The organism is Haloarcula onubensis (assembly GCF_031624605.1).
In the GTDB taxonomy this organism is placed as follows: Archaea; Halobacteriota; Halobacteria; order Halobacteriales; family Haloarculaceae; genus Haloarcula; species Haloarcula onubensis.
The window spans coordinates 908,812-932,273 of the sequence record NZ_JAMQOS010000001.1; the positions used below are offsets into that span (position 1 = coordinate 908,812).

24 protein-coding genes and 1 tRNA gene are annotated in these 23,462 nt (G+C 68.4%); 14 read left to right on the forward strand and 11 right to left on the reverse strand.

Annotation, left to right across the window (positions count from 1 at the left end):
* Positions 1-105 precede the first annotated feature (105 nt).
* The 3 genes from NDI86_RS04690 to NDI86_RS04700 all read left to right on the forward strand — a co-directional run bounded on the left by NDI86_RS04690 (position 106) and on the right by NDI86_RS04700 (position 2,675).
* Positions 106-1,185 (forward strand): glutamate--cysteine ligase, encoded by a 1,080-nt coding sequence (locus NDI86_RS04690; protein ID WP_310899241.1) that lies wholly within the window; start codon positions 106-108, stop codon positions 1,183-1,185.
* A gap of 410 nt (positions 1,186-1,595) precedes the next feature.
* Positions 1,596-2,093, forward strand: coding sequence for a helix-turn-helix domain-containing protein (locus tag NDI86_RS04695; protein ID WP_310899242.1), 498 nt, complete (start codon positions 1,596-1,598; stop codon positions 2,091-2,093).
* A gap of 93 nt (positions 2,094-2,186) precedes the next feature.
* Entirely contained in the window at positions 2,187-2,675 is a 489-nt protein-coding gene (locus tag NDI86_RS04700; protein ID WP_310899243.1) for a phosphopantetheine adenylyltransferase, read from the forward strand.
* Here NDI86_RS04700 and NDI86_RS04705 read toward each other — a convergent pair whose 3' ends face one another.
* The gene (locus tag NDI86_RS04705) at positions 2,676-2,984 is read right to left on the reverse strand and encodes a cyclin family protein (RefSeq protein ID WP_310899244.1); all 309 of its coding nucleotides are present in this window, start codon (positions 2,982-2,984) and stop codon (positions 2,676-2,678) included.
* Positions 2,985-3,066: 82 nt separating this feature from the next.
* Between NDI86_RS04705 and NDI86_RS04710 the strand changes: the two genes are divergently transcribed.
* Positions 3,067-3,150, forward strand: a tRNA-Leu gene (locus NDI86_RS04710).
* A gap of 323 nt (positions 3,151-3,473) precedes the next feature.
* Positions 3,474-3,947, forward strand: coding sequence for a hypothetical protein (locus tag NDI86_RS04715; RefSeq protein ID WP_310899245.1), 474 nt, complete (start codon positions 3,474-3,476; stop codon positions 3,945-3,947).
* Here NDI86_RS04715 and NDI86_RS04720 read toward each other — a convergent pair.
* Positions 3,934-4,158, reverse strand: coding sequence for a DUF7385 family protein (locus tag NDI86_RS04720; protein WP_310899246.1), 225 nt, complete (start codon positions 4,156-4,158; stop codon positions 3,934-3,936). The genes NDI86_RS04715 and NDI86_RS04720 overlap by 14 nt on opposite strands.
* Before the next feature lie 270 nt (positions 4,159-4,428).
* Between NDI86_RS04720 and cobT the strand changes: the two genes are divergently transcribed.
* The 4 genes from cobT (at position 4,429) to NDI86_RS04740 (ending at position 8,464) form a co-directional block, all read left to right on the forward strand.
* Positions 4,429-5,484: a nicotinate mononucleotide-dependent phosphoribosyltransferase CobT gene (gene cobT / locus NDI86_RS04725; RefSeq protein WP_310899247.1), complete on the forward strand. Its 1,056-nt coding sequence runs from the start codon at positions 4,429-4,431 to the stop codon at positions 5,482-5,484.
* The gene (locus tag NDI86_RS04730; RefSeq protein WP_310899248.1) at positions 5,481-6,770 is read left to right on the forward strand and encodes a cobyrinic acid a,c-diamide synthase; all 1,290 of its coding nucleotides are present in this window, start codon (positions 5,481-5,483) and stop codon (positions 6,768-6,770) included. Before cobT ends, NDI86_RS04730 begins: the two co-directional genes overlap by 4 nt.
* Positions 6,771-6,857: 87 nt before the next feature.
* On the forward strand, positions 6,858-7,667 hold the full coding sequence (dacZ, locus tag NDI86_RS04735; RefSeq protein ID WP_310899249.1) for a diadenylate cyclase DacZ: 810 nt from the start codon (positions 6,858-6,860) through the stop codon (positions 7,665-7,667).
* Positions 7,668-7,669: 2 nt separating this feature from the next.
* A complete protein-coding gene (locus tag NDI86_RS04740; protein ID WP_310899250.1) occupies positions 7,670-8,464 on the forward strand; it encodes a mechanosensitive ion channel domain-containing protein in 795 nt (264 codons plus the stop codon).
* A gap of 33 nt (positions 8,465-8,497) precedes the next feature.
* Here the strand turns inward: NDI86_RS04740 and NDI86_RS04745 are convergent, their stop codons facing one another.
* The 3 genes from NDI86_RS04745 to NDI86_RS04755 form a co-directional block, all read right to left on the reverse strand.
* Positions 8,498-9,055: an acyltransferase gene (locus NDI86_RS04745; RefSeq protein ID WP_310899251.1), complete on the reverse strand. Its 558-nt coding sequence runs from the start codon at positions 9,053-9,055 to the stop codon at positions 8,498-8,500.
* Between the two features lie 272 nt (positions 9,056-9,327).
* A complete protein-coding gene (gene purD / locus NDI86_RS04750; RefSeq protein ID WP_310899252.1) occupies positions 9,328-10,617 on the reverse strand; it encodes a phosphoribosylamine--glycine ligase in 1,290 nt (429 codons plus the stop codon).
* 75 nt (positions 10,618-10,692) lie between these two features.
* Complete coding sequence (locus NDI86_RS04755) at positions 10,693-11,826, reverse strand: serine hydrolase domain-containing protein (RefSeq protein WP_310899253.1); 1,134 nt, start codon at positions 11,824-11,826, stop codon at positions 10,693-10,695.
* A 131-nt stretch (positions 11,827-11,957) separates the two neighbouring features.
* Between NDI86_RS04755 and NDI86_RS04760 the strand changes: the two genes are divergently transcribed.
* Complete coding sequence (locus NDI86_RS04760; RefSeq protein ID WP_310899254.1) at positions 11,958-14,144, forward strand: thioredoxin domain-containing protein; 2,187 nt, start codon at positions 11,958-11,960, stop codon at positions 14,142-14,144.
* A 21-nt stretch (positions 14,145-14,165) separates the two neighbouring features.
* Here the strand turns inward: NDI86_RS04760 and NDI86_RS04765 are convergent, their stop codons facing one another.
* Positions 14,166-14,834: a hypothetical protein gene (locus NDI86_RS04765; RefSeq protein WP_310899255.1), complete on the reverse strand. Its 669-nt coding sequence runs from the start codon at positions 14,832-14,834 to the stop codon at positions 14,166-14,168.
* 154 nt (positions 14,835-14,988) lie between these two features.
* A complete protein-coding gene (locus NDI86_RS04770; RefSeq protein ID WP_310899256.1) occupies positions 14,989-16,464 on the reverse strand; it encodes a sensor histidine kinase in 1,476 nt (491 codons plus the stop codon).
* A gap of 251 nt (positions 16,465-16,715) precedes the next feature.
* Here NDI86_RS04770 and cutA point away from each other — a divergent pair, with 251 nt between their 5' ends.
* Together cutA and NDI86_RS04780 are read left to right on the forward strand one after the other, a co-directional pair.
* Positions 16,716-17,024, forward strand: coding sequence for a divalent-cation tolerance protein CutA (cutA, locus tag NDI86_RS04775; RefSeq protein ID WP_310899257.1), 309 nt, complete (start codon positions 16,716-16,718; stop codon positions 17,022-17,024).
* 108 nt (positions 17,025-17,132) lie between these two features.
* Entirely contained in the window at positions 17,133-17,270 is a 138-nt protein-coding gene (locus NDI86_RS04780) for a hypothetical protein (RefSeq protein WP_310899258.1), read from the forward strand.
* Positions 17,271-17,317: 47 nt separating this feature from the next.
* Here NDI86_RS04780 and NDI86_RS04785 read toward each other — a convergent pair whose 3' ends face one another.
* From NDI86_RS04785 to NDI86_RS04795, 3 genes are all read right to left on the reverse strand, one after another.
* Positions 17,318-18,292: a hydroxyacid dehydrogenase gene (locus tag NDI86_RS04785; RefSeq protein WP_310899259.1), complete on the reverse strand. Its 975-nt coding sequence runs from the start codon at positions 18,290-18,292 to the stop codon at positions 17,318-17,320.
* Between the two features lie 97 nt (positions 18,293-18,389).
* Entirely contained in the window at positions 18,390-18,782 is a 393-nt protein-coding gene (locus NDI86_RS04790) for a thioredoxin domain-containing protein (RefSeq protein WP_310899260.1), read from the reverse strand.
* Positions 18,779-19,255 carry a DUF488 family protein, N3 subclade gene (locus tag NDI86_RS04795; RefSeq protein WP_310899261.1) on the reverse strand — a complete coding sequence of 159 codons (477 nt, stop codon included), beginning with the start codon at positions 19,253-19,255 and terminating at the stop codon, positions 18,779-18,781. Before NDI86_RS04795 ends, NDI86_RS04790 begins: the two co-directional genes overlap by 4 nt.
* Before the next feature lie 109 nt (positions 19,256-19,364).
* On the opposite strand from NDI86_RS04795, the gene NDI86_RS04800 reads away from it, so the two are divergent.
* Positions 19,365-20,288, forward strand: a complete 924-nt coding sequence (locus NDI86_RS04800) for a PLP-dependent cysteine synthase family protein (RefSeq protein WP_310899262.1) — start codon at positions 19,365-19,367, stop codon at positions 20,286-20,288.
* On the opposite strand, the gene NDI86_RS04805 is transcribed toward NDI86_RS04800, so the two are convergent.
* Entirely contained in the window at positions 20,285-21,046 is a 762-nt protein-coding gene (locus tag NDI86_RS04805) for a helix-turn-helix transcriptional regulator (protein WP_310899263.1), read from the reverse strand. The two genes, NDI86_RS04800 and NDI86_RS04805, sit on opposite strands and share 4 nt — an antisense overlap.
* A 396-nt stretch (positions 21,047-21,442) precedes the next feature.
* Between NDI86_RS04805 and NDI86_RS04810 the strand changes: the two genes are divergently transcribed.
* Positions 21,443-23,434 (forward strand): outer membrane protein assembly factor BamB family protein, encoded by a 1,992-nt coding sequence (locus tag NDI86_RS04810; RefSeq protein WP_310899264.1) that lies wholly within the window; start codon positions 21,443-21,445, stop codon positions 23,432-23,434.
* The last annotated feature ends 28 nt before the right edge of the window (positions 23,435-23,462 follow it).

The window sequence follows — 23,462 nt, forward strand, 5'->3', positions numbered from 1 at the left end:
CCAGTGGTCGTCGTGACTCTCTGGACATCTTTCTCCTCGTTTTCTCCACCCTCTCCTAGCCAGCGGACGGAAGGCTTTAGCGGGTCGATTGCGACGTTCCGGTCGATGGACGAGACGGGGTCTCCCGAGAACTTCACCCGGATGGGCACGCTCGGTATCGAGGAGGAGTGTTACGTCGTCGACGACCACGGCCGGCCCACCTCGGGCACGGACGAACTCGTCTACGAGGGCGACCCGCCCGAGTTGCTGCAAGACAGATTGGACCACGAGCTGTTCAAGTGCGTCATCGAGACGCAGACGCCGCTCATCGAGGACCCGAACGCCGCTCGCGAACACCTGCTAGCAGTCCGTGAGGCCCTCGTGGAGTACGCCGCCAGCGAGGGGTTCGGTATCGCCGCGGCGGGGCTGCATCCGCTGGGGAAGTGGCGGGAACTCGAACACGCCGAGAAACCCCGCTACCGGGCCCAGCTCGACCGCATCCAGTACCCCCAACACCGCAACACGACGGCGGGGCTGCACGTCCACGTCGGCGTCGACGACCCGGACAAGGCGGTGTGGGTGGCGAACGAACTGCGCTGGCACGTCCCCGTCATGCTGGCGCTGTCGGCGAACTCGCCGTACTGGAACGGCTTCGACACCGGCCTGCAGTCCGCCCGGGCGAAGATTTTCGAGGGGCTGCCAAACACCGGCATCCCGACGGCGTTCGACGACTACGCGACCTTCGAGCGGTTCGAGCGCCGGATGGTCGAGAGCGGGAGCATCGACGACCGCGGGGAACTCTGGTTCGACGTGCGGCCCCACTCCGGCCACGGGACCGTCGAGGTCCGCGCCCCGGACGCCCAGGCCGACCCCGACCGGGTGCTGGCGTTCGTCGAGTACGTCCACGCGCTCGTCACCGACCTCGCGGCCCGCTACGAGGACGGCGAGTCAGGGACGGAGATGCGGCGGGAGCTACTCGACGAGAACAAGTGGCGCGCGATTCGCCACGGGCAGTCGGCGTCGCTGCTCGCCAGGGACGGCGAGTCGACCCGCGCGCTCGCGGACGTGGTCGCGGCCGAGTGCGACCGACTGGACGTCGACGGCATTCGGGCGGTGTTCGAGGCCGAGAGCGGCGCACAACGGCAGCGCCGCCTCCGGAACGAGAGCCAGGCGTCGCTCGTCGACGCGCTGGAACTCCGGTACTAAAACGAATCAGCCACGGACCCGGCGAAAACTCTGGGTTGCCACTACCGCCCCGCCCACCGGTCGGTGTTCCCCACCGCCTCGTGTGTCGCGTTCCGAACCGACTGCGGCACCGCCCCCCGACGGTGACCGCGTCAGACATCGCAAACCGCGCGAACACGGCGTCGAGTCACGCCCAGCGACACCCATCCGTTTCGGTTACGACGTTAAAATACCAGAGGGTCACTCTCACGGGCGATAGCAGCCCCCACTTTCGGCCTTCATTTAAATATAGATATTTCAAACCGGAAACGAGAACGGGAATTTTAACACACCGAGCGAATCTAGCGGTCGGCTATCTACGGGAGCCACTCCCCCCGGGGCGAGCCAAACTTTTTATCCGGCAATCGCTTTCGTCCCCACAGAGACAACACATGTCCGCAGACGACCCGGAGAACGACACCGACCCGCTCGACGACGCGGGGGAGGTACGGAATCGCCTGGAACAGGAGGCCGACCGCGCGGTCGAGCAGTTCGACGAGGGCATCGTGGACCTGCTCGCGTGGGTGCTCGACACCGAGACCCGCGCCCGCATCTACGTCAGCCTCCGGCAGCACCCGGGGAGCACGAGCGACGAAATCGCCGATTCGACGGGGCTGTACCCGAGCACCGTCCGCGAGGCGCTGGCCGCGCTCCACGAGGAGGGGAAGGTCCGGCGGGAGAAACGCGAGAGCGACGGCGCCGGCAACAACCCCTACGAGTACAGCGCCATCGCGCCGAGCGAACTCGTCGAGGCCATCGTCGGCGACGTCCAGGCCGAACTGAACACGGTGTTCAACCTGGACGCCCACCTCAGCGAGATGGGGCCGGCGGAGGACGCGGACGAACCGGTGACCATCTCCGTCGAAGACGCCACGGACGACGACGAGTGACCGCGTCACCGACCGACAGCGGCGGCGTGTGAGCCGCTCCCGCGGGGTGCCTGAGGCGACATTACTAAATCGGGCGCCGTCTTTAGCGCGGGTATGAATGTGGCGCTGGGTGGGACCTTCGACCCCGTCCACGACGGACACCGGGCGCTGTTCGAGCGCGCGTTCGAACTCGGCGACGTGACTGTGGGGCTCACCAGCGACGAACTCGCCCCCAACACCAGACACGACGAGCGCCACGTCCGTTCGTTCGACGAGCGCCGCGCCGACCTCTCGGCCGAACTGGAACGGCTCGCCGAGACCCACGGCCGGGCCTGGACCGTCCGGGAGCTCTCCGAGCCCACCGGCATCGCAACCGAGCCCCAGTTCGACGCCCTCGTCGTCTCGCCAGAGACCGAGACCGGCGGCAAGCGCATCAACGAAATCCGTCGGGAGCGCGGGCTGGCGCCGCTGGAACTCGAAGTCGTCCCCCACGTCCGGGCCGACGACGGCGACATCATCTCCTCGACCCGCATCGTCAACGGGGAAATCGACGAACACGGGACCCTCACGCCCGAGCGGGACGGCCGCGGGAAACCCACCTAGCTACCAGTCCGGGGCCTCCAGGCCGACGCGCTCGATGAGTTCCTTCCAGCGCTGCTGGATGGTCAGCCGCGAGACCCCGGCGGCGTCGGCGACGGCCGTCTGGGAGCGCTCCTCGCCCGCGACCAGCGCGCCGACGTAGATGCTCGCCGCCATCGACGCCCGCTTCGAGCGCTCCTCGTCGGGCAGCGTCGAGAGGAACAGGTCTACGGCGTGTGAGCGCGCCTCCGTGCCCAAATCTAGCGTCTCCGCCGTGGCCTCTATCTCGCCCAGCCACTCGTCCTGTTCGATTCGGTCGCTGGCCCGGTACATACCCGTGGGTGGGTCCCGAGGACCGTAAACGCTCGCCCGCAAGCGACGGGTTTTTAGACGACTCCCGGATACGGTGGAACGGGCGCGGGTTGCCGAGCCAGGAAAAGGCGTAGCGCTTAGGACGCTATCCCGTAGGGGTCCGCCGGTTCAAATCCGGTCCCGCGCATACCGTCTCGAACGCATGTGAGAGACGTGTCTGTGCGAGAGGATTTGAACCCTGGGAGTCGCGCGCAGCGTAGTGAGCACGTCTCCCTCCGGTTCAAATCCGGTCCCGCGCAAAGCGAGGCGCGAACATAGTGAGCGCCTCGGAGAGACGAACGGCCTGCGCAGTGAGCCCTGAGTCCTCGCGAGCAGCAATCCAACCGGGACTTCTCCGCGAACAGTTCGTGAGTTCCGAGCCAGAGTCACGCACTCATCGCTCGCCCACGAGCGTAATTTTATGTCTCTGGTCGACTAATCGCTAGCCGACGACACACAGAGGGTTGGGACATGAGCAGGCGCCATCTCGAACAGACGCTGGAGCCGGGCACCGACCGGGAGTACCACGGCTCCCGGGTGGTGTACGCGGACTCGCGGGCGGCGGTGCGCTCGGCGGTGGTCGAAGCCTGCGCCGTAGTGGTCCTCGACGCGGCGATGGTCCGGGAGCACCCGGACGCGGTCCGCTGGCTCGTGACGATGACGGCCGAGACAGTCGTCGCCGTCGTCGGGGACGTTCCCGAACCGCTCGCGGACCTCGCCGAGACACGTCTCGACGCGCCGGTCACGGAGTCGTCGGTCGAGGCGCTGGTCGACAGACACGAGGACCGGCGGGCCTACGTCGACGCCGTGGACCGGTACTACCGAGCCGTCGAGCGCGGAGCCAGCCGTCGGAAACTCGACGCGGCCCGAGCGGCCACCGACGAGAGCGCCGCGACGCTCGACGCGGCCGACCGGCGGGCCGTCCTCGACGCTATCGGTGGGTGAAGATGACGACGCGGTCGTCGTGGATGCCCGTACAGAGGTCCATCTCGAAGTCCAGGTTCAGCGACGTCGGCGGGTCCTTGCAGACGACCATGTCGTCGAAGGGCTTCTCGCAGGCCGGACAGGCCACCGCCGTCGTGTTCTGGTAGGACTTGATGGCCGCGTTGTCCTCCCGCGGCGTCAGCGAGGAGACTATCTCGTCGAAATCTTCCATACCGAGATGTGCTAGCCCGGACCGCTTAAATTGTGGGTGCTAGCGGTGGAGGGGAGGCCGACTCGAGGGCTGATTCGCAGGGTTCGTACAGCCGGAAAGCGCCCGCCCGCCGTCAGTCCACCCGTAGCCGGTTGCACAGCGGGCACGGGCGGGACTGAAAGGGGGCTTCCCGGCTGTCGGCGATACGGCTGGCTGACACTGTTCGTCGTACTCCACCGACGACTGCCAGGACCGATGCGTTAAAGTCCGGTTGCAGTAACCCAACTTAGTATGCAACGGTCCCCCGAGGCCACGCGATTCGTACTGGTGGCCGGCACGACGGAGACGGCGCGGCGGGACGGGTTGAGCGCCGCCGGCGCGGACCCGGACCTGCTGTCGACGACGCCCGCCGCCGACGCGGAGCTGCTCACCTACGGCCGGCCGGTCAGGACCGACACGGTCCCGGTGAGTCCGAGCGGCTGTCCCACGCCGGCGCTGGTGACGCGAGCGGTGCGGGAACTGGTGGGCTTTGACCTGACGGTCGTCGACGGGGGTCTCGCGGAGCCGACGGGCGCCCCCACCGTCTCGGTCGGTGCGGGCGTGGGCCGCGACATCGGCGAACAGGACCCGGTGCCGACGGCGTACGGCGCCTTCGAGGCGGCCCGGCAGTTCGGCCGCCGACTGCCGACGAACGAACTGTGGCTGGCCGAGACCGTGCCCGGCGGGACGACGACGGCGCTGGGGGTACTGCGGGCGCTGGGCGAGGACGCGATGGTCTCCTCGTCGCTGCCCGAGAACCCCGTCGAGCGAAAACGAGCCGCCGTCAGCGAGGGGCTCGAAGCGAGTTCGCTGGCGCCGGGCGAGGCCGCCGGCGAGCCAAAGCGGGCGGTCAGGCGGATGGGCGACCCCGTGCTGGCGACGCTTTCGGGGCTGGCGACGGGGGCCCTGGAGACCGACACGCCCGTGACGCTCGCGGGCGGCACCCAGCAACTCGCCGTGGCGGCGCTGGTCCGACACACCGGCTACGAGGGGCGACTGGGGCTGGCGACGACGAGCTACGTCGCCGACGACCCCACGGCGGACCTCCGGGCCAGCGCCGCGGGCCTCGGCCTCGACCTGACCGTCACCGACCCCGGCTTCGACGCGAGCGACCACGTCGGGATGGCACGCTTCGTCGCCGGCGAGGCCAAGGAGGGCGTCGGGATGGGCGGGGCGCTGGCGCTTTCCGACCGCGCCGGGGTTCCGATGGCCGAGGTGCGCGAGCGGTTCGCCGGGGTGTACGACGACCTCCTGGAGAGCGACGCTACCGACGCCGAGAAATCGCCCGCCAGCGGTGGGTCTGGATGAAGGGGGTCGTGCTGGGCGGGACCGCCTCGGGCGTCGGCAAGACCGTGGCCGCGATGGCGACCATGCGGGCGCTGGACGCGGCGGGGTACGACCCGCAACCCGCGAAGGCTGGCCCGGACTTCATCGACCCGAGCCACCACGCGGCCGTCGCCGACAGACCCTCGCGGTCGCTGGACCCGTGGCTGGCCGGCGAGGAGGGGACCCGGCGGACCTACCACCGGGGCGAGGGCGATGTCTGCGTCGTCGAGGGGATGATGGGCCTCTACGACGGGACGAAGGTGTCGACGGCCCGCGTGGCCGAGGTGCTTGACCTCCCCGTCGTCCTCGTCGTCGACGCGAAAGCCGGGATGCAGAGCGTCGGCGCGACGGCGCTCGGGTTCCGGGCGTACGCCGCCCACGCCGGCGTCGACATCGACGTGGCCGGCGTCCTCGCCCAGCGTGCTCACGGGGGACGCCACGCCGACGGCATCCGGGAGGCGCTGCCCGAGGACATCGCCTATCTCGGGCGGATTCCGCCGACGCCGGACCTTTCGATTCCGGACCGCCACCTGGGCCTGGAGATGGGCAGCGAGTCGCCGGTCGACACCGGCACACTCGACGATGCCGCCGAACATATCGACGCGGATGCCATCGCCGCCATCGCTCGTGAGCCGCCGACAGCGGCCCCGGAGACGGCGCCGGACTCCGGCGCCACGCTCGCCGTCGCCAGCGACGCGGCCTTCTGTTTCCGGTATCCGAGCCTCCGCGACCGGTTCGCGGGCCGCATCGAGTCGTTCTCGCCGCTGGCCGGCGACCCGGTGCCCGACGCCGACGCCGTCTACCTCCCCGGCGGCTACCCGGAACTCCACGCCGAGGCGCTTTCGGCGTCCGCGACGCTCGACGACATCGCTGACAGGGCGGCCGACGGCCTCCCGGTCTACGGCGAGTGCGGCGGCCTGATGGCCCTGTCGGAGTCGCTGACGACCGTCGATGGCGACACGTACGGGATGGCCGGCGTCCTCCCGGCGACCGTCGAGATGCGCGAGCGGTACCAGGCACTGGACCACGTGGAACTGCGGGCGACGCGAGAGACGCCGGTCGGGGCCACGGGGAGCCGCCGGCGTGGCCACGAGTTCCACTACTCCGCGGCGACGGTCGACGGCGACGCCAGGTTCGCCTTCGACGTCGAGCGGGGCGACGGTATCGACGGCGACCGCGACGGACTGACCGAGTACGCCACGGTCGCCACCTACTGTCACGTCCACCCGGAACGCGGTGCCTTCGACGCGCTGGTAGCCGACAGATGAGAGCGAGTGGCGAATCGTCAGACGCCGCGCTGACGGGCGGCTGACTCCGCATAAGGTTTTTTCCCGTTTGCCGTCGCAATAGGGACAATGAACGAGTTGCGCGACCTGTTCGAGGGGCTGGTCGCAGATACCGACGCCGTCTTCCTCTTCTCGCCGAGCATGAGCAACTTCGAGGCGCTCGGGGAGGCCGACGGCACCGTGGTCGTGGTCGGACCCGAGAACACTGTCGACGCCGACGAGTTCGTCGAACTCCCCATCGACTTCACCGACCTGGAGGGCCGCATCCGGTTCGGTATCGAGGGCGCCCTCGACCAGGAACTCATCGAGGAGGGTGACGAGGTAGTCTGTGTCTCGGACTTCATGAACGGGACGGCAAACACCGTGGCCCGCATCCAGACCAACGAGTTCTCCCCTTCCGGCGTCTACGACCTGTTCGTCAACTCGCGGGCCGAACCCGGCGTCGTCCGGGACGTCTTCGAGGTGGCCGTCGAACTCGGCAAGAAGGGCCAGAAGGGCAAACCCGTCGGCGCGCTGTTCGTCGTCGGCGACGCCGGCAAGGTGATGAACAAGTCCCGCCCGCTCTCGTACAACCCCTTCGAGAAGTCCCACGTCCACGTCGGCGACCCCATCGTCAACGTGATGTTAAAGGAGTTCTCCCGGCTCGACGGCGCCTTTGTCATCTCCGACGCCGGCAAAATCGTCTCGGCCTACCGCTATCTCGAACCCTCCGCCGAGGGCGTCGACATCCCGAAGGGGCTGGGCGCCCGGCACATGGCCGGTGGGGCCATCACCCGCGACACGAACGCGACGGCAATCGTCCTCTCGGAGAGCGACGGGCTCGTCCGCGCGTTCAAGGGCGGTGAACTCGTCATGGAGATCGACCCCGAGGAGTACTGACGATGCAGTCGATATCGGACTGGCCGGAGGTCATTCGGACGCTGTTCTCCCCGCAGGGGACGTTCGTCGTCTCCCTCATCGTCCTCGGCATCGGCTTGCTTGCCGGCTTTATCGTCTGGCGGGCCGCCCGGCAGTTCATGGAGGAGATCGGCGTCCCCGAGACCGTCGAGGGCACCCCCTTCGAGCGGACCGCTCGCAGTCTGGGCACGTCGACGGTGGGTATCGTCTCGAATCTGGCGGCGCTGTTCGTCTACATCATCGCCATCACGGTCGCTCTGAACATCGCCCAGCTCGTCCAGCCGGAGGCGTACTGGACCCGCTTTACCGCCTTCCTTCCAAATCTGTTCATCGCGGTCTTCGCCATCATCATCGGCCTCATCGCCGGCGACAAGGCGAAGCTGGTCGTCTCCGAGCGGTTGCGGAGCGTCAAGCTGCCCGAGGCGGGCGTTATCCCCGAACTCGTCAAGTACAGCATCTTCTCTCTGGCGGTCCTCGTCGCGCTCGGACAGTTGGGCGTGGCGACGATGGCGCTGCTCATCCTGCTCGCCGCCTACGCCTTCGGCCTGGTCTTTCTCACCGGACTCGCGCTGAAGGACCTGCTCGCCGCCGCCGCCGCCGGTCTCTACTTGCTCCTGACAGAACCCTACAGCATCGGCGACGAGGTCGTCATCGGCGACCAGCGCGGCATCGTCCAGGAAGTCGATATGTTCGTCACCCGCGTCGAGAGCGACGGCCAGGAGTACATCATCCCGAACCGGAAAGTGATGCAAGAGGGTATCGTCCGCGTCCGGGACTGAGACACTCGTCGGTAGCCGTCCGCTCGCAGCGGCTCACTCCTCGTCGGCGCCCGTGTCATCGCCCAGCGGTTCCGCCGGAACACCCGCCACCGTCTCGCCGGGGGACACGTCCTCGACGACCAGCGAGTTCGCCGCCACCTGCGCGTCGGCGCCGATTTCGACGCCCGGCAGGACGATAGCCCCCGCGCCTATCATCGCCCGCTCGCCGACGACCACCTCACCGGTGCGGTACTCGTCTTGCAGGAACTCGTGACAGAGCAGCGTCGCGTCGTAGCCGATTATCGCGTCGTCCTCGACGGTGATAAGCTCCGGCCAGAACACGTCCGGCGTCGATTCGAGCCCCCACGCGACCCCCTCGCCGACGGTCGTCCCGAGGCGACGCAGGAGCCAGTTCTTCAGCGGGAGGCTCGGCGACACCCGACAGACCAGCACGACAGCGTAGTTGAGCATCACCCGCAGCGGGTGTTTGGCGTCGGGCCACGGGTAAAGCGAGTTGCGCGGCCCCGGCGTCGCGACGCGATGGAGTCGGTCGTGTCGCGGCTCCGTGTCGGTCTCTCCGTGCGTCTCGTCCGGCTCTGTCGCGTCGCTCACGCCCGCCGGTAGAACGGCGACTGTCTTGAACACCCCGCTAGCTTTCGAGCACGAAGTCGTGAACGGGGACGCCAGCGGATTCGCGAACAGCCAGAAAGCCCCTCCGTTGCACTCCCGCGGCTCGCTGCGCGTCTCGTCACTCGCTGCGCTCGTTCCTGCGGTGCTTGCATCGCCGGGGTTCGTGCAACGCTCGGGGGCTTTCTGGCTGTCGAAATGCCTCTCACTCGCAGTGAGGCTCTCAGCAGCCACTCTACCGAAGAAAAATACCGCACCTAGTCCCGAATCTCGTCCATGTGGTCGATGCGCTGCTTGACGAGGTCGGGCTTGCCGATGTCGTGGCGGACCCGCAGGCCCTCGGTACCGGCGCGTTCCAGGGCGCCCTCGGCGATGGCCTCGGCCTCGGTGACGGTGTCGGCGATGCCGACGACGGCGTAGGAGCGGGAGGTCGTCGTGTAGATGCCGTCCTCGCGGTCGTCGACGGAGGCGTAGAACAGCAGGGCGTCGCCCGCGTTCTCGGCGTCGATGGTCACCTTCGCGCCGGCCTCGGGGTCGGTCGGGTAGCCGTCGGGGACGGCGTACTTACAGACCGTCGCCTTGGGCTGGAAAGAGAGCTGGGGAATCGCCCGCTCCTCGCGGGCGGCGACGAGCACGTCGAGGAAGTCGGTGTTCAACACCGGCAGAGTGTTCATCGCCTCGGGGTCGCCGAAGCGAGCGTTGAACTCCACCACCCGGGGACCGGTCTCGGTCAGCATGAACTGGCCGTACAGCACGCCCTTGTACCCTTCCAGGGCGTCCACGGTCGCTCGCAGCACGTCGACGGCGGCGTCGTAGTCCGCCTCGGTCATGAAGGGGAGTTCGAGGCTGGCGTCGGAGTAGCTGCCCATGCCGCCGGTGTTGGGGCCCTCGTCGCCCTCGTAGGCGCGCTTGTGGTCCTGTACCGCGGGCGTGACCCGTAGCTGGCCGTTCGCGACGAACGCCTGGACGGTGAACTCCTCGCCGACGAGCCGTTCTTCGAGGACGACGCGGTCGTAGTCGGCGTCACGGAGGTACGCCTTGGCCTCCTCGGCGGTACACTGGTCACCGATGACGCGGACGCCTTTCCCACCGGTCAGACCGGCGGGCTTGACCGCCAGGTCGCCGTCGTACTCGTCGATGTACTCACACGCCGCTTCCATGTCGTCGAACGTCTCGAAGTCCGGACAGCCGGGGATGTCGTGTTCGGCCATGAACCGGCGCTGGAAGGCCTTGTCCGTCTCGATGCGGGCCTCCTCGGCCTGCGGGCCGAAGGCGTAGACGCCGGCCTCGTCTAACGCGTCGGCCACGCCGGCCGCGAGGGGCGCCTCCGGACCGACGACGGCCAGTGTCGCGCCCACTGCTTCGGCGTACTCGGTGACGGCCTGGGGGTTCGTCGTGTCCAGCGTCTCGAACCCGACGGCGATGTCGACGATACCGGGGTTGCGGTTGCCCGCACAGGCGTAGAGTTCGGCGTCGGAGTCTGCGAGTGCGCGCGCGACGGCGTGTTCGCGGCCGCCGCCACCCACGAGCAGCACTGTCTCTGTCATACCTCATGCCCTGGCTGGCTTCGACGTAAGTATTGTCTTTCCCCGGTGGACGCCGCCGTCGGCGGCGTCTGCGGGCTACTCCAGCAACGCCAGCCGGACGGCGTCGGACATGCCGGCGACGCGGGCCGCGTGTTCCCAGGACTCCTCGCGGATGCCGTTGGTGACGTAGGCGAACCCGACGTTCAGGTCCGGGTCGCCCCAGCCGAAGATGCTCCCGAGCCCGGCGTGACCGAACATCCGCTCCCGGCTGAACGAGCCGAACATGTCGTTTGCCAGGCCGCCGGTCCAGAAGCCGAGGCCGTACCGGGCGGGCCGGGAGAGGGTGCCGTCCGAGTCAGTCTCCGCGTGGGTTTCGGTCGCCACGTCGACCGTCTCTTGTTCGAGCAGGCGCGTCCCGTCGAGTTCGCCGCCGTTGGCTATGCAGGCGTAGAACCGCGCCATGTCGCGGGCCGTCCCGATGCCGTTCGCCGCCGGGATGACGGCCCGCCGGACGGCGTCGTCGTTGAACGCCGCCGCGGACTCGGCGGCCGGAATCCCGAGCCCCTCGCCCGGGTCGCGGCAGCGGTCGAACATCTCGAAGCCGGAGAGCGTGGCCACGTCGTCCGGTTCGTCCGGTCCGAGCCCGATAGACGACTGGTCCATCCCGAGCGGCTCGAAGACGTTCTCGGCGACGTATTCGTCGACGTGCTGGCCGCTGAGGCGGTGGACGAGTTCACCCACGACCCAGCCGTAGTTGAACGTGTGATACGCCGGCTGCTCGCCGGGCTCGAACACCGGTTCGATGTCCTCCATGGCCTGGACGACGGCGTCCCAGTCGCCCCACTGCTCGGCCGCGTCGTCGAACTCGCCGTACGGGATACCGGCGGTGTGGCTGAGTACCTGCCGGACGGTGATGTCGGCCTTCTGCGTGCCCGCATCGGCGAACTCGGGCCAGTGGTCGACGACTGGGTCGTCGTAGTCGGCCTTCCCGTCCTCGACGAGCTGGTGCAGTCCCACGCCCGCGTAGGGTTTCGTACACGAGAAGACGAGGTGACGTGTCTCCGGCGTGGTCTCGCCCCCGTCCGGCCCGGTCGTCCCGCCGGCGAAGTCGACGACGCGCTCGCCGTCGACGTAGACGGCCAACTGGGCGCCGTGGTGGAGGCCGACGTCTAGCTGGCGGTCGAACTCCGCACGCAACTGCTGACGGTCGCTCTCGGTGAGTCGCGGCATATACATATGGATTACATGACAACCGAGAAATGCGTTCCGGTGGGGTATCTCCGGAGTGTCGCGTCTGGGCCGCCCCAGCGGTGGTACTCGCGTCCGACCCCCTTTTGAGGCCGGCCCACCGAAGCGTAGACATGAGCGACAGCGCCGAGCCCACAGAGCGGAACCGACTCGACGAGGCCGAGAGCCCCTATCTCCGCCAGCACGCCGACAACCCCGTCAACTGGCAGCCCTGGGACGAGCAGGCCCTCGAAGCGGCCAGGGAACGCGAGATGCCCATCTTCCTCTCTATCGGCTACGCCGCCTGCCACTGGTGTCACGTCATGGAGGAAGAGAGCTTCGAGGACGAGGCCGTCGCCGAACTGCTGAACGAGAACTTCGTCCCTATCAAGGTCGACCGCGAGGAGCGGCCCGACCTCGATTCGGTCTACATGAGCATCTGCCAGCAGGTGACCGGCGGCGGCGGGTGGCCCCTCTCCGCGTGGCTCACGCCCGAGGGCAAGCCCTTCTACGTCGGGACGTACTTCCCGCCCGAGGAGAAGCAGGGCCGCCCCGGCTTCTCGCAGCTCATAGAACGGCTCGCGGACTCCTGGTCGGACCCCGAACAGCGCACGGAGATGGAGAATCGCGCCCAGCAGTGGACCGACGCCATCGAGAGCGACCTGGAGGACGTCGGCGAACCGGGCGACCCGGACGAGAACATCGTCGGGACGGCGGCGACCATCGCCCACCGGGGTGCCGACCGCGACCACGGCGGCTGGGGCTCCGGCGGGCCGAAGTTCCCCCAGACCGGACGCATCCACGCGCTGCTTCGCGCACACGCCGATGGACAGTCCCCGAGTGGCGCCGGTCTCGCCGGCCCACAGGGCGACTCACAGCCCGACGACGACTACCTCACCGTCGTCGAGCAGACGCTGAACGCGATGGCCGACCGGGGGCTGTACGACCACGTCGGCGGCGGCTTCCACCGCTACTCGACGGACATGCAGTGGGCGGTCCCTCACTTCGAGAAGATGCTGTACGACAACGCCGAAATCCCGCGGGCGTTCCTCGCGGGCTATCAGGCCATCGGGTCGGAGCGGTACGCCTCGGTGGTCAGAGAGACGTTCGAGTTCGTCCAGCGGGAACTCCAGCACGAGGATGGCGGCTTCTTCAGTACGTTAGACGCCGTCAGTCGACCACCTGGGAGCGACGCAGAGGCCGACACCGAGGAGGGCGCCTTCTACGTCTGGACGCCCGAGCAGGTCCACGACGCCGTGAGCGACGAGCAAGCGGCCGATATCTTCTGTGAGTACTTCGGCGTCAGCGAGCGGGGCAACTTCGAGGGCGCGACGGTGCTTGGCGTGCGCAAGCCCGTCGACGTGCTCGCCGAGGAGTACGAGACGAGCGAGGCGGAACTGACCGAGACGCTCCAGACCGCGCTCACCGAGGCCTTCCAGGCCCGCGCGGACCGCCCGCGGCCCGCCCGCGACGAGAAGATTCTGGCCGGCTGGAACGGGCTGATGATATCCGCCCTCGCCGAGGGGGCAATCGTGCTCGACGACGCCTACGCCGACGTGGCCGCAGACGCGCTGGGCTTCGTCCGCGAACAGCTCTGGGACGAGAGCGAACAGCGCCTCTCACGGCGCTACAAGGACGGCGACGTGGCCATCGACGGCTACCTGGAGGACTACGCCTTCCTCGGGCGGGGCGCCTTCGACTGCTATCAGGCGACGGGCGAGGTCGACTACCTCGATTTCGCGCTGGACCTCGCGGCCGCTATCGTCGAGGCGTTCTGGGACGAGACCGAGGAGACGCTGTATTTCACCCCGACCGGCGGCGAGTCGCTGGTCGCCCGGCCCCAGGAGCTGACCGACCAGTCGACGCCCTCCAGCACCGGCGTCGCGGTGTCGCTGCTGCTCGAACTGGCTCACTTCAGCGGCGACGACCGCTTCGCCGAGGTGGCCGAACAGGCGATTCGGAGCCACGCCGACCGGACCTCGGCGAACCCGCTGCAACACGCCTCGCTCACGCTGGCGACGGACACCTACGAGCAGGGGTCGCTCGAACTCACGCTCGTCTGTGACCCAGCGGACCCGCCCGCCGAGTGGACCGAGACGCTCGCCGACCGGTACGTCCCGCGCCGCCTGCTGGCCCCCCGACCGGCCGACGACGCGACGTTCGACTCGTGGCTGGAGACGCTGGACCTCGCCGAGGCGCCGCCCATCTGGGCCGGGCGGGACGCCGCCGACGGCGAGCCGACGGTGTACGCCTGCCGGAACTTCGCCTGCTCGCCGCCCCGGCACGACCTCGGGGCGGCGCTGGACTGGGGCGAGAACTAAATCCGCGGCCCGTCGCGCCCCTCAGTAGTGTTTGAACAGCAGCCCTCTGATGTCGTCCTTGGTCCGGACCTTCTTCGTCGTCCCGTCGGGCAGGTCGACCTCGTATGGCTCGTCGGAGCCGCCGTCGCGCCACTTGTCGTCGTGGTCGTCTAACAGCTGATTGGCCGCCGAGAGAATCGCGCCCGGCCCGTCGCCGCCCGGCGTCGACCCGGACTGGCTTCCCGTCTCGTCGCTGGCGTCGTCGTCCGCGTCGCTCTCGGTGTCGTCGTCATCTGCCGACGCGTCGTCCGCGTCGCTCTCGCCCGCCGCGTCGCCGTCGGGAGTCGTCTCGCCCGCGTCCGCGGGCGCTTGGGCCACATCGTCGTCGGCGTCGGCGAGTCGCGCCGCGAACTCCGCGGCGCCCAGCGCCGAGAGCAGTTCCCCCCGCATGGTCTCCGCGTCGATGCCGCTGCCGGGGACGCCCTCGACGTCGGCAGCGACAGCCTGGAGGGCCTGGAAATCGGCCGTCGCCAGCCGGTCGTACGCGGCGTCGGCGCCCCGCTCTTCCGGCGGGGTGTACGTGTCGAGGAGATACTGGACGACATCTTTCGTCCGTATGCAGCCGTAGGTGTCGATGTAGGCCGCGTCGAGTTCCCCTTCGATGGCCGCCAGGCGCTCACGCTGTGACTCGGTGACGGTGATTTCGGGCATTAGTAGCCAAGTTTCTGTCGCCCAGCATGGTGTACTTTGCCCCCGCGACGACCCTCTGGCGCTGCCCGAGTGGTATCGTCGTCGCTGGCGAGTTCCGGCCGTTCGAACAGTCTGACACGCCAGCGAGGCGGGGTCGCCGTTCTCAGCAGTGTCACTACCCGCCAGCACTGCCACTTGCCCGCGCTGAGTTGTCGGCGAACTCGACACCGGTGATATCGAAGCGGGCTCCGCCCCCGTCGCTCTCTGTCACTCGGATCTCCCAGCCGTGTGCCTCGACGACCTGCCTGACGATGTTCAACCCGAAGCCGGTGCCCTCCTCGCCCGTCGAGTAGCCGACCCGAAAGACCCGGTCGCGGTCGGCCGTCGGGATGCCCGACCCGTCGTCGGCGACGTAGAAGCCGTCGTCGAGGCGCCCGAGCGTGAGCGAGACCGGCTGCCCGTCGCGGTCGGGTGCGCTCTCTGAGGCCTGCGAGTCGGGGGCTGGCGAGCCGTGTTCGATACTGTTCGCGAAGAGGTTCTCGAACAGGTGTCTGAGCCGCGCTTCGTCGGCGACGACGGTCGCGTCCGTGGTGACCGAGAGCGCCTCGTCGGACAGCCCGGTCGTCCGTGCGCACTCCCGCGCGAGGGCCGGAAGGTGGGCCGGAGCCGGCGCTAACTCCGTCTCGCCGTGTCGTGCCAGGCGCACGAGGTCGTCGATCAGACGCTCCATGCGAGCGACCGCCCGGTGACACCGCTCGAGGGAGTCGGCGTCCGTCTCGAGCAGGTCCAGCGACGCGGACAGCGTCCGCAGCGGGTTCCGGAGGTCGTGACTGACCACCGTGACGAACTCGTCGAGTCGGCCGTTCTGGCGCTCGCGTTCGCGCTCGCGCTCCTTGCGCTCGGTGATATCCCGAATCGTCCCGCGGACGCGCTGGCAGGCGCCGTCCTCGAACTGCGGGTCGGCGCGCGTTCGGACCCACTTCTCGGTGCCGTCGGCGGCAGTGATGCGGACCTCGATGTCGTAGGGCTCGCCGTCCTCCAGCGCTCGCGCCACGGCCGTCCGAACCGTCGCTTGATCCGCGGGATGGTAGAACTGCCGGATATCCGACTCCGGCTCCGGGTCGTGGCTCCGGTCGACGCCGTAGATCTCGTACACATGGTCCGTGAAGTACGCCGCCTCCTCCTGTGGGTCGTACTCCCAGGCTCCGACGTCGGCGAGGTCCTGTGTCTTCTCCAGCAGTTCGTTTTTCCGTTCCAGTTCCCGTTCCGCGCGAAACTGCCCCACCGCTCGACTGACCCGGTTCGCGAGGAGTTCGTACTGGTCTGTGCCAGCCGCTTTCTGGAGATAGTCGGTCGCTCCGAGGGTGAGGGCCTCACTCGCGACCTCCTCGCTCCCTTTGCCAGTAAAGAGGAGAAAGGGGAGGTCGGGATATGTCTCGCGGACGGCCTCGAGGAACTCGAGGCCGTTCATCCCGGGCATATCGTAATCGGAGATGACGCCGTCGACCGCCTGGGTCAGACACTCTAGCCCCTCGGCGGCAGTGAGGGCAGTCTCGACAGTGAAGCGGTCGTCGCGCTCGAGAAACTCGGCAGTCACCGCAGCCAGATCCGGGTCGTCGTCGACATGAAGAACGTGAATATCGGTAGCCATACTGGCGGTACTTGCGTATCATTGTATAAGATAGTTCCCCGACGTAGTGTCGAGAGAGTGTCACTCGCGGCCGTCTCGACAGGGAGACGGAGTCGGAAAAACCGTCCGCTGTCTGCCAGGCGACGACGGTGCCCGCTACCTCCGGAACTCCTGGTTGGTGCCCGGCGGACGTTCCGTCGTCAGGTCCGGCCTCGACGAGGGTATCGACACCGAGCAGCACGCTGATTGCGCTCGCTGCCGTCGGCCCACACATGCCGACCGTCTACATCACGGCACCACCGGACGCGGCCCCGAAAATCGCCCGCGCGCTCGTCGACGAGCGACTGGCCGCCTGTGTCAACCGCGTCCCCTGTGACTCCGTCTACCGCTGGGAGGGCGAGGTTCACACCGACGAGGAGACGATACTGCTGGTGAAGACGACCGAGGAGCGGTACGCCGACCTCCGGGACCGTGCCCTCGAACTCCACCCCCACGAGGTCCCGTGTATCGAACGGTTCGACGAGAGCGATACACTCGACGCGTTCGCCCATTGGCGAGCCGAAAGCGTCGAGGACCGGTGAGTACGGTCGCGTCGCGTCCGTCTACCCGATAGCTGACACCCGCGGCCCGCGGACACCGACCCAACGTACTGGTTTCGGAAGGCCCGACTCGCATCCGCCCTCATCGTAGTGGTAGTCACTGGTGTCGGGCTTCTCACGCAGGTCGGCGAGCGCCCTCTCGGGAACATCTTCGCCGCGTACGGCATGCTGGCCGGTGCGGTGGCGCTGCTAGTCGTGTGGGTGGACGAACGGGTCCTCGACTGGTAGGCGCCGTCGGTAGTCCCCGTCGACCGAGCACACGACGGAGCCGTCGGCTACTCCGCGTCGTCCTCGACGGCGTCGCGGTTCACCGTCGACGGGGGGACCCCGCCCTCGTAGACGGTCCGGACGTTCGCGGCCGCCCGCTGGCTCATCCGGGCGAGCGCCTCCTCGGTGACGCCACCGACGTGGGGTGTCAGGAGGACGTCGTCCCGGCCAAACAGCGGATGGTCCTCGGCCGGTGGCTCCTCCTCGAACGTGTCGAGGCCCGCGCCGCCCAGCGCGCCGCTGTCCAGCGCCTCCAGCAACGCCTCCTCGTCGACGATTGGCCCGCGGGCGGTGTTGATGAGGACGCCGCGCTCGCCCAGGGCCGTCAGTTCGTCGGTCGAGACCACGTGTCGTGTTTCGGGCGTCAGCGGCGCGTGGATGCTCACCGCGTCCGACCGGGCGAACAGTTCCCGGAAGTCGGTCACGCGTTCGACCCGCGTCGGCACGTCGTCGTCGGGGACGTACGGGTCGTACATGAGCACGTCCTGGCCGATGCCGTGTGCCAGGTCGGAGGTCTCCCTGGCGATAGCGCCGAAGCCAAAGAGGCCGAGCGTGTTCCCGGTCAGTTCCCGGCCGGTGTAGGCCCCGCGGTCCCAGCCGCCGCCCCGGACGTGCTGGTCGGCGGCCCGATGGTTGCGCCGCAGGGCAAACAGCAAGGAGAGCGCGTGCTCCGCGACCGAGCGGGAGTTCGCGCCGGGCGTGTTACAGACGACGATGCCCCGCTCCGAGGCCGCCTCGATGTCGACGTTGTCCAGCCCCGCGCCGTGTTTGGCGATAACGCGCAACCGGTCCGCCCGGTCGATGACCGCGGCGTCGAGTTCGGCGACCCTGACGACGACGGCGTCGTAGCGGTCGATATCGTCGAGCGCGGCGTCGACGCTGTCGTACTCGTCCATGCCGGTACACGCCGCGAAGTCGGCTATCGACTCCGGCCCGGACGGGTCTATCTGCCGTGGGACCAGCACGTTCCAAGTTTCAGCCATATAACAACTCCTCCCCGAGGGGACCTAAAAGTATGCGGCGTCGTCACGCTGGTTGTCGGCCGTCTCGGACGCTGTGGCTGGAGACGACGCGGTGGCCTCAGAGCGCGGATTCGATTTCGTCGGCGAGATAGACGGCGATGGGCACGCGTTCCTCCTCGACGAAGCGGGCGATTTCCTCCCCGCCGCGTTCGACCACGACCGTCGGGATGAACTCGATACCGTACTCCTCGACGCCGGGGCCGGTCTTCGAGCCGTCGTCTTCCTTCTCGGTCGGGTGGTGGTGGATACGCCGCTCGGGGACCTCGGCGGCCTCCAGGGCGGCGCCGAAGTCGGGCAACTGCGCGCGACAGTCCTTGCACCAGTCGCCACCCCAGATGTGGTAGTCGAGTTCGTTCCGGTATCGGGTCAGTAGGTCGACCGTGTCGGCGTAGGCGTCCTGGACCCAGACCGGGTTCGGTTCCATCGTCTCGAGGTGACCTGTCTCACTCATGGCCCCCTGTTGCGCGGCGACCGGCTTGAAGCTCCCGGCTCCCGGCCCCCGTCGACCCGGTCACGGAGCCGGTCCCGGAGGAGCGTCCGGTGACAGCGCTTGCGTTCGCCCTCGAAGCAGACGAGGACGACGTCTTCGCCGTCGGCGACGCGGTCGGTGAGGTCGTCGAGCGCGCGCCGGGGGGCCGCGTCCGCAAGGTGGGCCAGATACCGGGACTCGAACTCCGTCTCGTCCCAGGCGGCGTTGTGGGCGCCCTCCTCGCAGAGCCCCTGTAGCTTGAGGTCCTCGGCGCGTTGTTTCGTCTCTTCGAGCAGGGCAGACGGCGGTCCCAGTTCGGCGACGTTCTCGTCGACCGCCGCGTGGAACCAGCCGGTCGGCTCGCGGACCACGCCGACGAGCGTCTCCCCGCCGTCGAGGTCGGCCAGGTCGTGCTGTATCGCCGCGACGTAGGTCTCGGAGACGGTCCCGCTCATGGGCGGCAGTTGGCTCCGCTGCCGGAAAGAACTGCCGACACTCGCGACTCCCCGTCGGCCTTGGCGGTTCCACGGGGGGTTTTAACCGGCGACGGCGTAGCCGCGACCCATGCACGAGTCACTCAGCGACTCCATCGTCGAGACCATCGGCTCGCCGCTGGTGTCGGTCGCCGCGCCCGAGGGCGCGACCGTGGCCGCGAAGGTCGAGTCGTTCAACCCCGGCGGCTCCGCGAAGGACCGCCCGGCGCGGTTCATGATAGAGCGCGCCGAGCGGGAGGGTGTCATCAGCCCGGGCGACACGCTCGTCGAACCGACCAGCGGCAACACGGGTATCGGGATGGCGATGGTCGGCGCCGGAAAGGGCTACGACGTGGTGCTGGTGATGCCGGCCTCGAAGTCGCCCGAGCGCCGCCAGATAATGAAAGCCTACGGCGCCGACATCGAACTCGTCGAGGGCGACATCTCCGCCGCCAAGGACCGCGCCGACGAGTTGACCGACCGCGACGGCCACGTCCAGTTGCGCCAGTTCGAGAACCCCGCGAACCCGCAGGCCCACTACGAGACGACGGGGCCGGAGATACTCGACCAGGTCGGGGACCGGACCGTCGACGCGCTCGTCGCCGGCGTCGGCACCGGCGGCACCATCACGGGCACCGGCCGCCGACTGCACGAGGCGTTCCCCGACCTGCGCGTCGTCGCGGTCGAACCGGCGAAAAACGCCGTCCTCTCGGGGCTGGAGCCGGGCACCGGCGAGGACAGCTTCCAGGGGATGGGGCCGGGCTTCGTCAGCGACAACCTGGACGTCGACCTGCTCGACGACGTGAAGACGGTGGAACTGGACGACGCCGAAGCCGAGTGTCGCCGCCTCGCCCGCGAGGAGGGCATCCTCGTCGGCCAGTCCTCGGGCGCGTCGAGCCTCGCAGCCCGCGAGGTGGCCGGTGAGTTGCTCGAGGCGGGCGTGACCGACCCGCTCGTCGTCACGGTCTACTGGGACAGCGGCGAGCGGTATATGTCGACCGGGATGTTCGACTAATCGAGCGGACGAGCCTCGCGCCTGATTCGGTCGTACTGGCTGGCCGCCCACTCGTTCATCGCCGTCGTGTCGTTGTTGATGTTCCCGACGATCCCGCTCTCGCTGTAGACGACGATACCGCTGACCGTCCCCTCGGGGGTCTCGGCCGTCCAGACCGCGTACGGCATCTGCTCGTCGGTGACGTACAGCGAGATGCCGTCGTTTGCTTCGAACGTCGAGAGGCCCTCGGGGTACGTCTCGGCGAGCACGTCGACGACGGCCTCGGTAAGCACCAGTTCCGTCTCGGTCCCCGACTCGACGAGCGACGCGGTCACGTCGATGTACCGCGGGAGGACCACCGGTCCCGTGCCCCGAAACCGCCTGGCATCGGTGACTATCGGGACGTTCGTCTCCACGGGCGCTTCCGGCGCCTCCGGCACGGACTCGGTGACTGTTGCACCGTCGAGGACCGCGGGCGGGATGTCCACGTCGGGCGGCAACTCGGCCACGACCGGTTGGGCCGCCGCGAGGGCGTCGAGCCGGTCGAGGTACTGTCCGTAGGCGTCGACCGCTGCCCGACCGGCGTAGGTCGCCACGTACTCGCTGCCCCGGCGCGTGACGAAATCGTGCTCCTGCAGCGCGTCCACGGCCCGGTCGACGGTCGACCGCGAAGCGTCGAGCGCCTCGACGAGCGCGGGCTTCGTCTTCGGCGTCGAGAGCGCGGCGAGCACGTCCCGCCGCTTCGCGACGACGTCGGCGTCGTTCGGCACCGTTACCATCCTGTGAGTAACTCGGTCACTATCTGATGGCTGTTGCGGTTTCGACCACCGGACTCGGCGGCTCGTCAGGATGTGGGAATTTTCCCGGAAGCTCGGTATATGTATCTGGCCGCCGTCCGTTCCGACGGGTGGCCACGCCTGTGACTGACACTCGACAGGACTGTCCACTCGTCACGGTGCCGTGCCTCTGACAGCCAGCCGTGACGATGGGGGGCCGCTGTGGCACCCGCTCGGTTCTCGCGGGACGAGTATCAGAACTTGATATTGGATGTAACTCTTTATTACGGATTGTTGACGCGTACCTGTATGGGTGAGCAGCCGACGCGGCGGAAGTACTTACTGGCACTTTCCGCGACGGGTTTCACCGGGTTAGCCGGATGTACCGACCTTCGGTCGATGACGCAGTCGTCTCAGGAGTCGACACCGGCCGCCGACCTCGGTGGGGCGAAGTTCACGTTCGAGTACGCGTCGGACGGCCAACAGCTACAGATTCGGTTCGACGGTGGCGCGACCATCCTGGCTCGCAATCTCCAGATTCGGTCCTCTACCGGCAAGCAAGCCAGCTGGGCCCAGCTGGGGTCGACGCTCACCGGTCCCGACGAGCAACTCGGTGCGGGCGCGACGGCCGTCCTCGGTGCGGACATCCTCAACTGGGAGCAATCGGTCGGGCTGCGTGAGACGGTCCGTCTCGTCTACGTCGGGAAGGAGACGCCCTCGACGCTCGGCCGATTCACCCCGCCGGAGAGCGCGACGCTGACGGCGACAGTTCCGGAGCCGACCGAGACGCCCGAACCGACGGCGACAGTTCCGGAGCCGACCGAAACGCCCGAACCGACCGAAACGCCCGAACCGACCGAAACGCCCGAACCGACGGAGACGCCGGAGCCGACGGAGACGCCGGAGCCGACGGAGACGCCCGAGCCGACCGAAACGCCGGAACCGACCGAAACGCCCGAACCGGACACGACTCCGCCGTCCATCTCTGCGTTCAGTCTCTCGAACCCGTCCGGCCAGACCCTCCGAACGTCGTTCGATGCCACCGAGGCGGTGGCGACGATACAGGTCTCAATCAGCGGCGAGGCGGACGTGATTCTGACGACGAGCGACTTTGCCAGGACGGCCGGCGGCGGGAGCTACACCTACGAGGCGACCTACGAGGCGGACTCGGACGGGCGCTTCACGGCCACGCTGGACACTGCCGCCGACGCCAGCGGCAACGACGGCGCCAGCGGACAGTCGGTCACCGTCTCGGTCAGTCCGTCCGGTCAGACGGCCGGGGAGTGGCCGATGTTCCAGTTCGACAGCCGGAACACCGGGACGAGTTCCGCCGGGACCAGTATCGCGGCTGAGCCCGCTCTGGAGTGGGAAACCTCCTTCGGGAGCCGGAACGTGACGCGACCGGTGGCGAACGACAGCTACCTCTTCGTCGGCGTCGGGACCGACCAGACCGACGGCACGGAGGGACAGGTCGTGGCCGTCGAGAGGGCGACTGGCGACATCGCGTGGGAAACCACCCTCGAACATCCGGTCGGCTCCCCGGCCGCCGTCGTCGACGGAACGGTGTACATCGGGACGCACAAGCAGGACGACGGCCATCACAGCCCTCGATACGGCACCCTGTACGCGCTCGACGCGTCGACCGGCGCTGAACGCTGGACGTACACCCCCCAGGGCGGCGTGACGGCCCAGCCGACCGTCGCCGATGGGACCGTCTACTTCGGGACCAAGGGGAGCGACTCGACGTATCTCCAGGGGACCGGCTACGCCGTCTCGGCCGACGACGGCAGTGAAGAATGGGAGAACGTGCTCGGCTGGGGCACGTTCTCGGCCCCGGCCGTGGGCCCGGACCTCGTCTACATGGAGGCCCGGGACAAGAACCACCCGTTCTTCGCCCTGAACCGCGCAGATGGCTCCTCGAACTGGGAGCACACACCGGCCGACTTCAAGGGGAAACAGACACTCCGCGACGGAACCGTCTATATCACCGGGTGGCGGGACGCGCCGCGAGTCATCGCACTCGATGCGGAGACGGGCGCCAGCCAGTGGACGATTACGCCCGATGCCGGCGTCAAGACCTCACCGGCGGTCGACGCTGACACGGTGTACTACGCCACCGTCGACGGGATGGTCAACGCCGTCGAGAGCGGGACGGGCGACGCCGTGTGGTCAGACAGCGTCGACGCGGGTATCGTCTCGTCGCCGGTTCTCGTCGACGGCGCGGTACACTTCGCGGACCAAGCCGGGACACTCCACTCGTACGATGCGGCGACCGGCGACGCCAACTGGCAGTACAGCGTCTCCGATAGCCGGATAGCCGGGCCGATTGCCGTTGGTGGCCGGTTGTTCGTCAGTGACGCCTCTGGCGGTCTCTATTCAATTACGGACTGACCGGTGACTCGGCGCGGCGTCCGGTGGG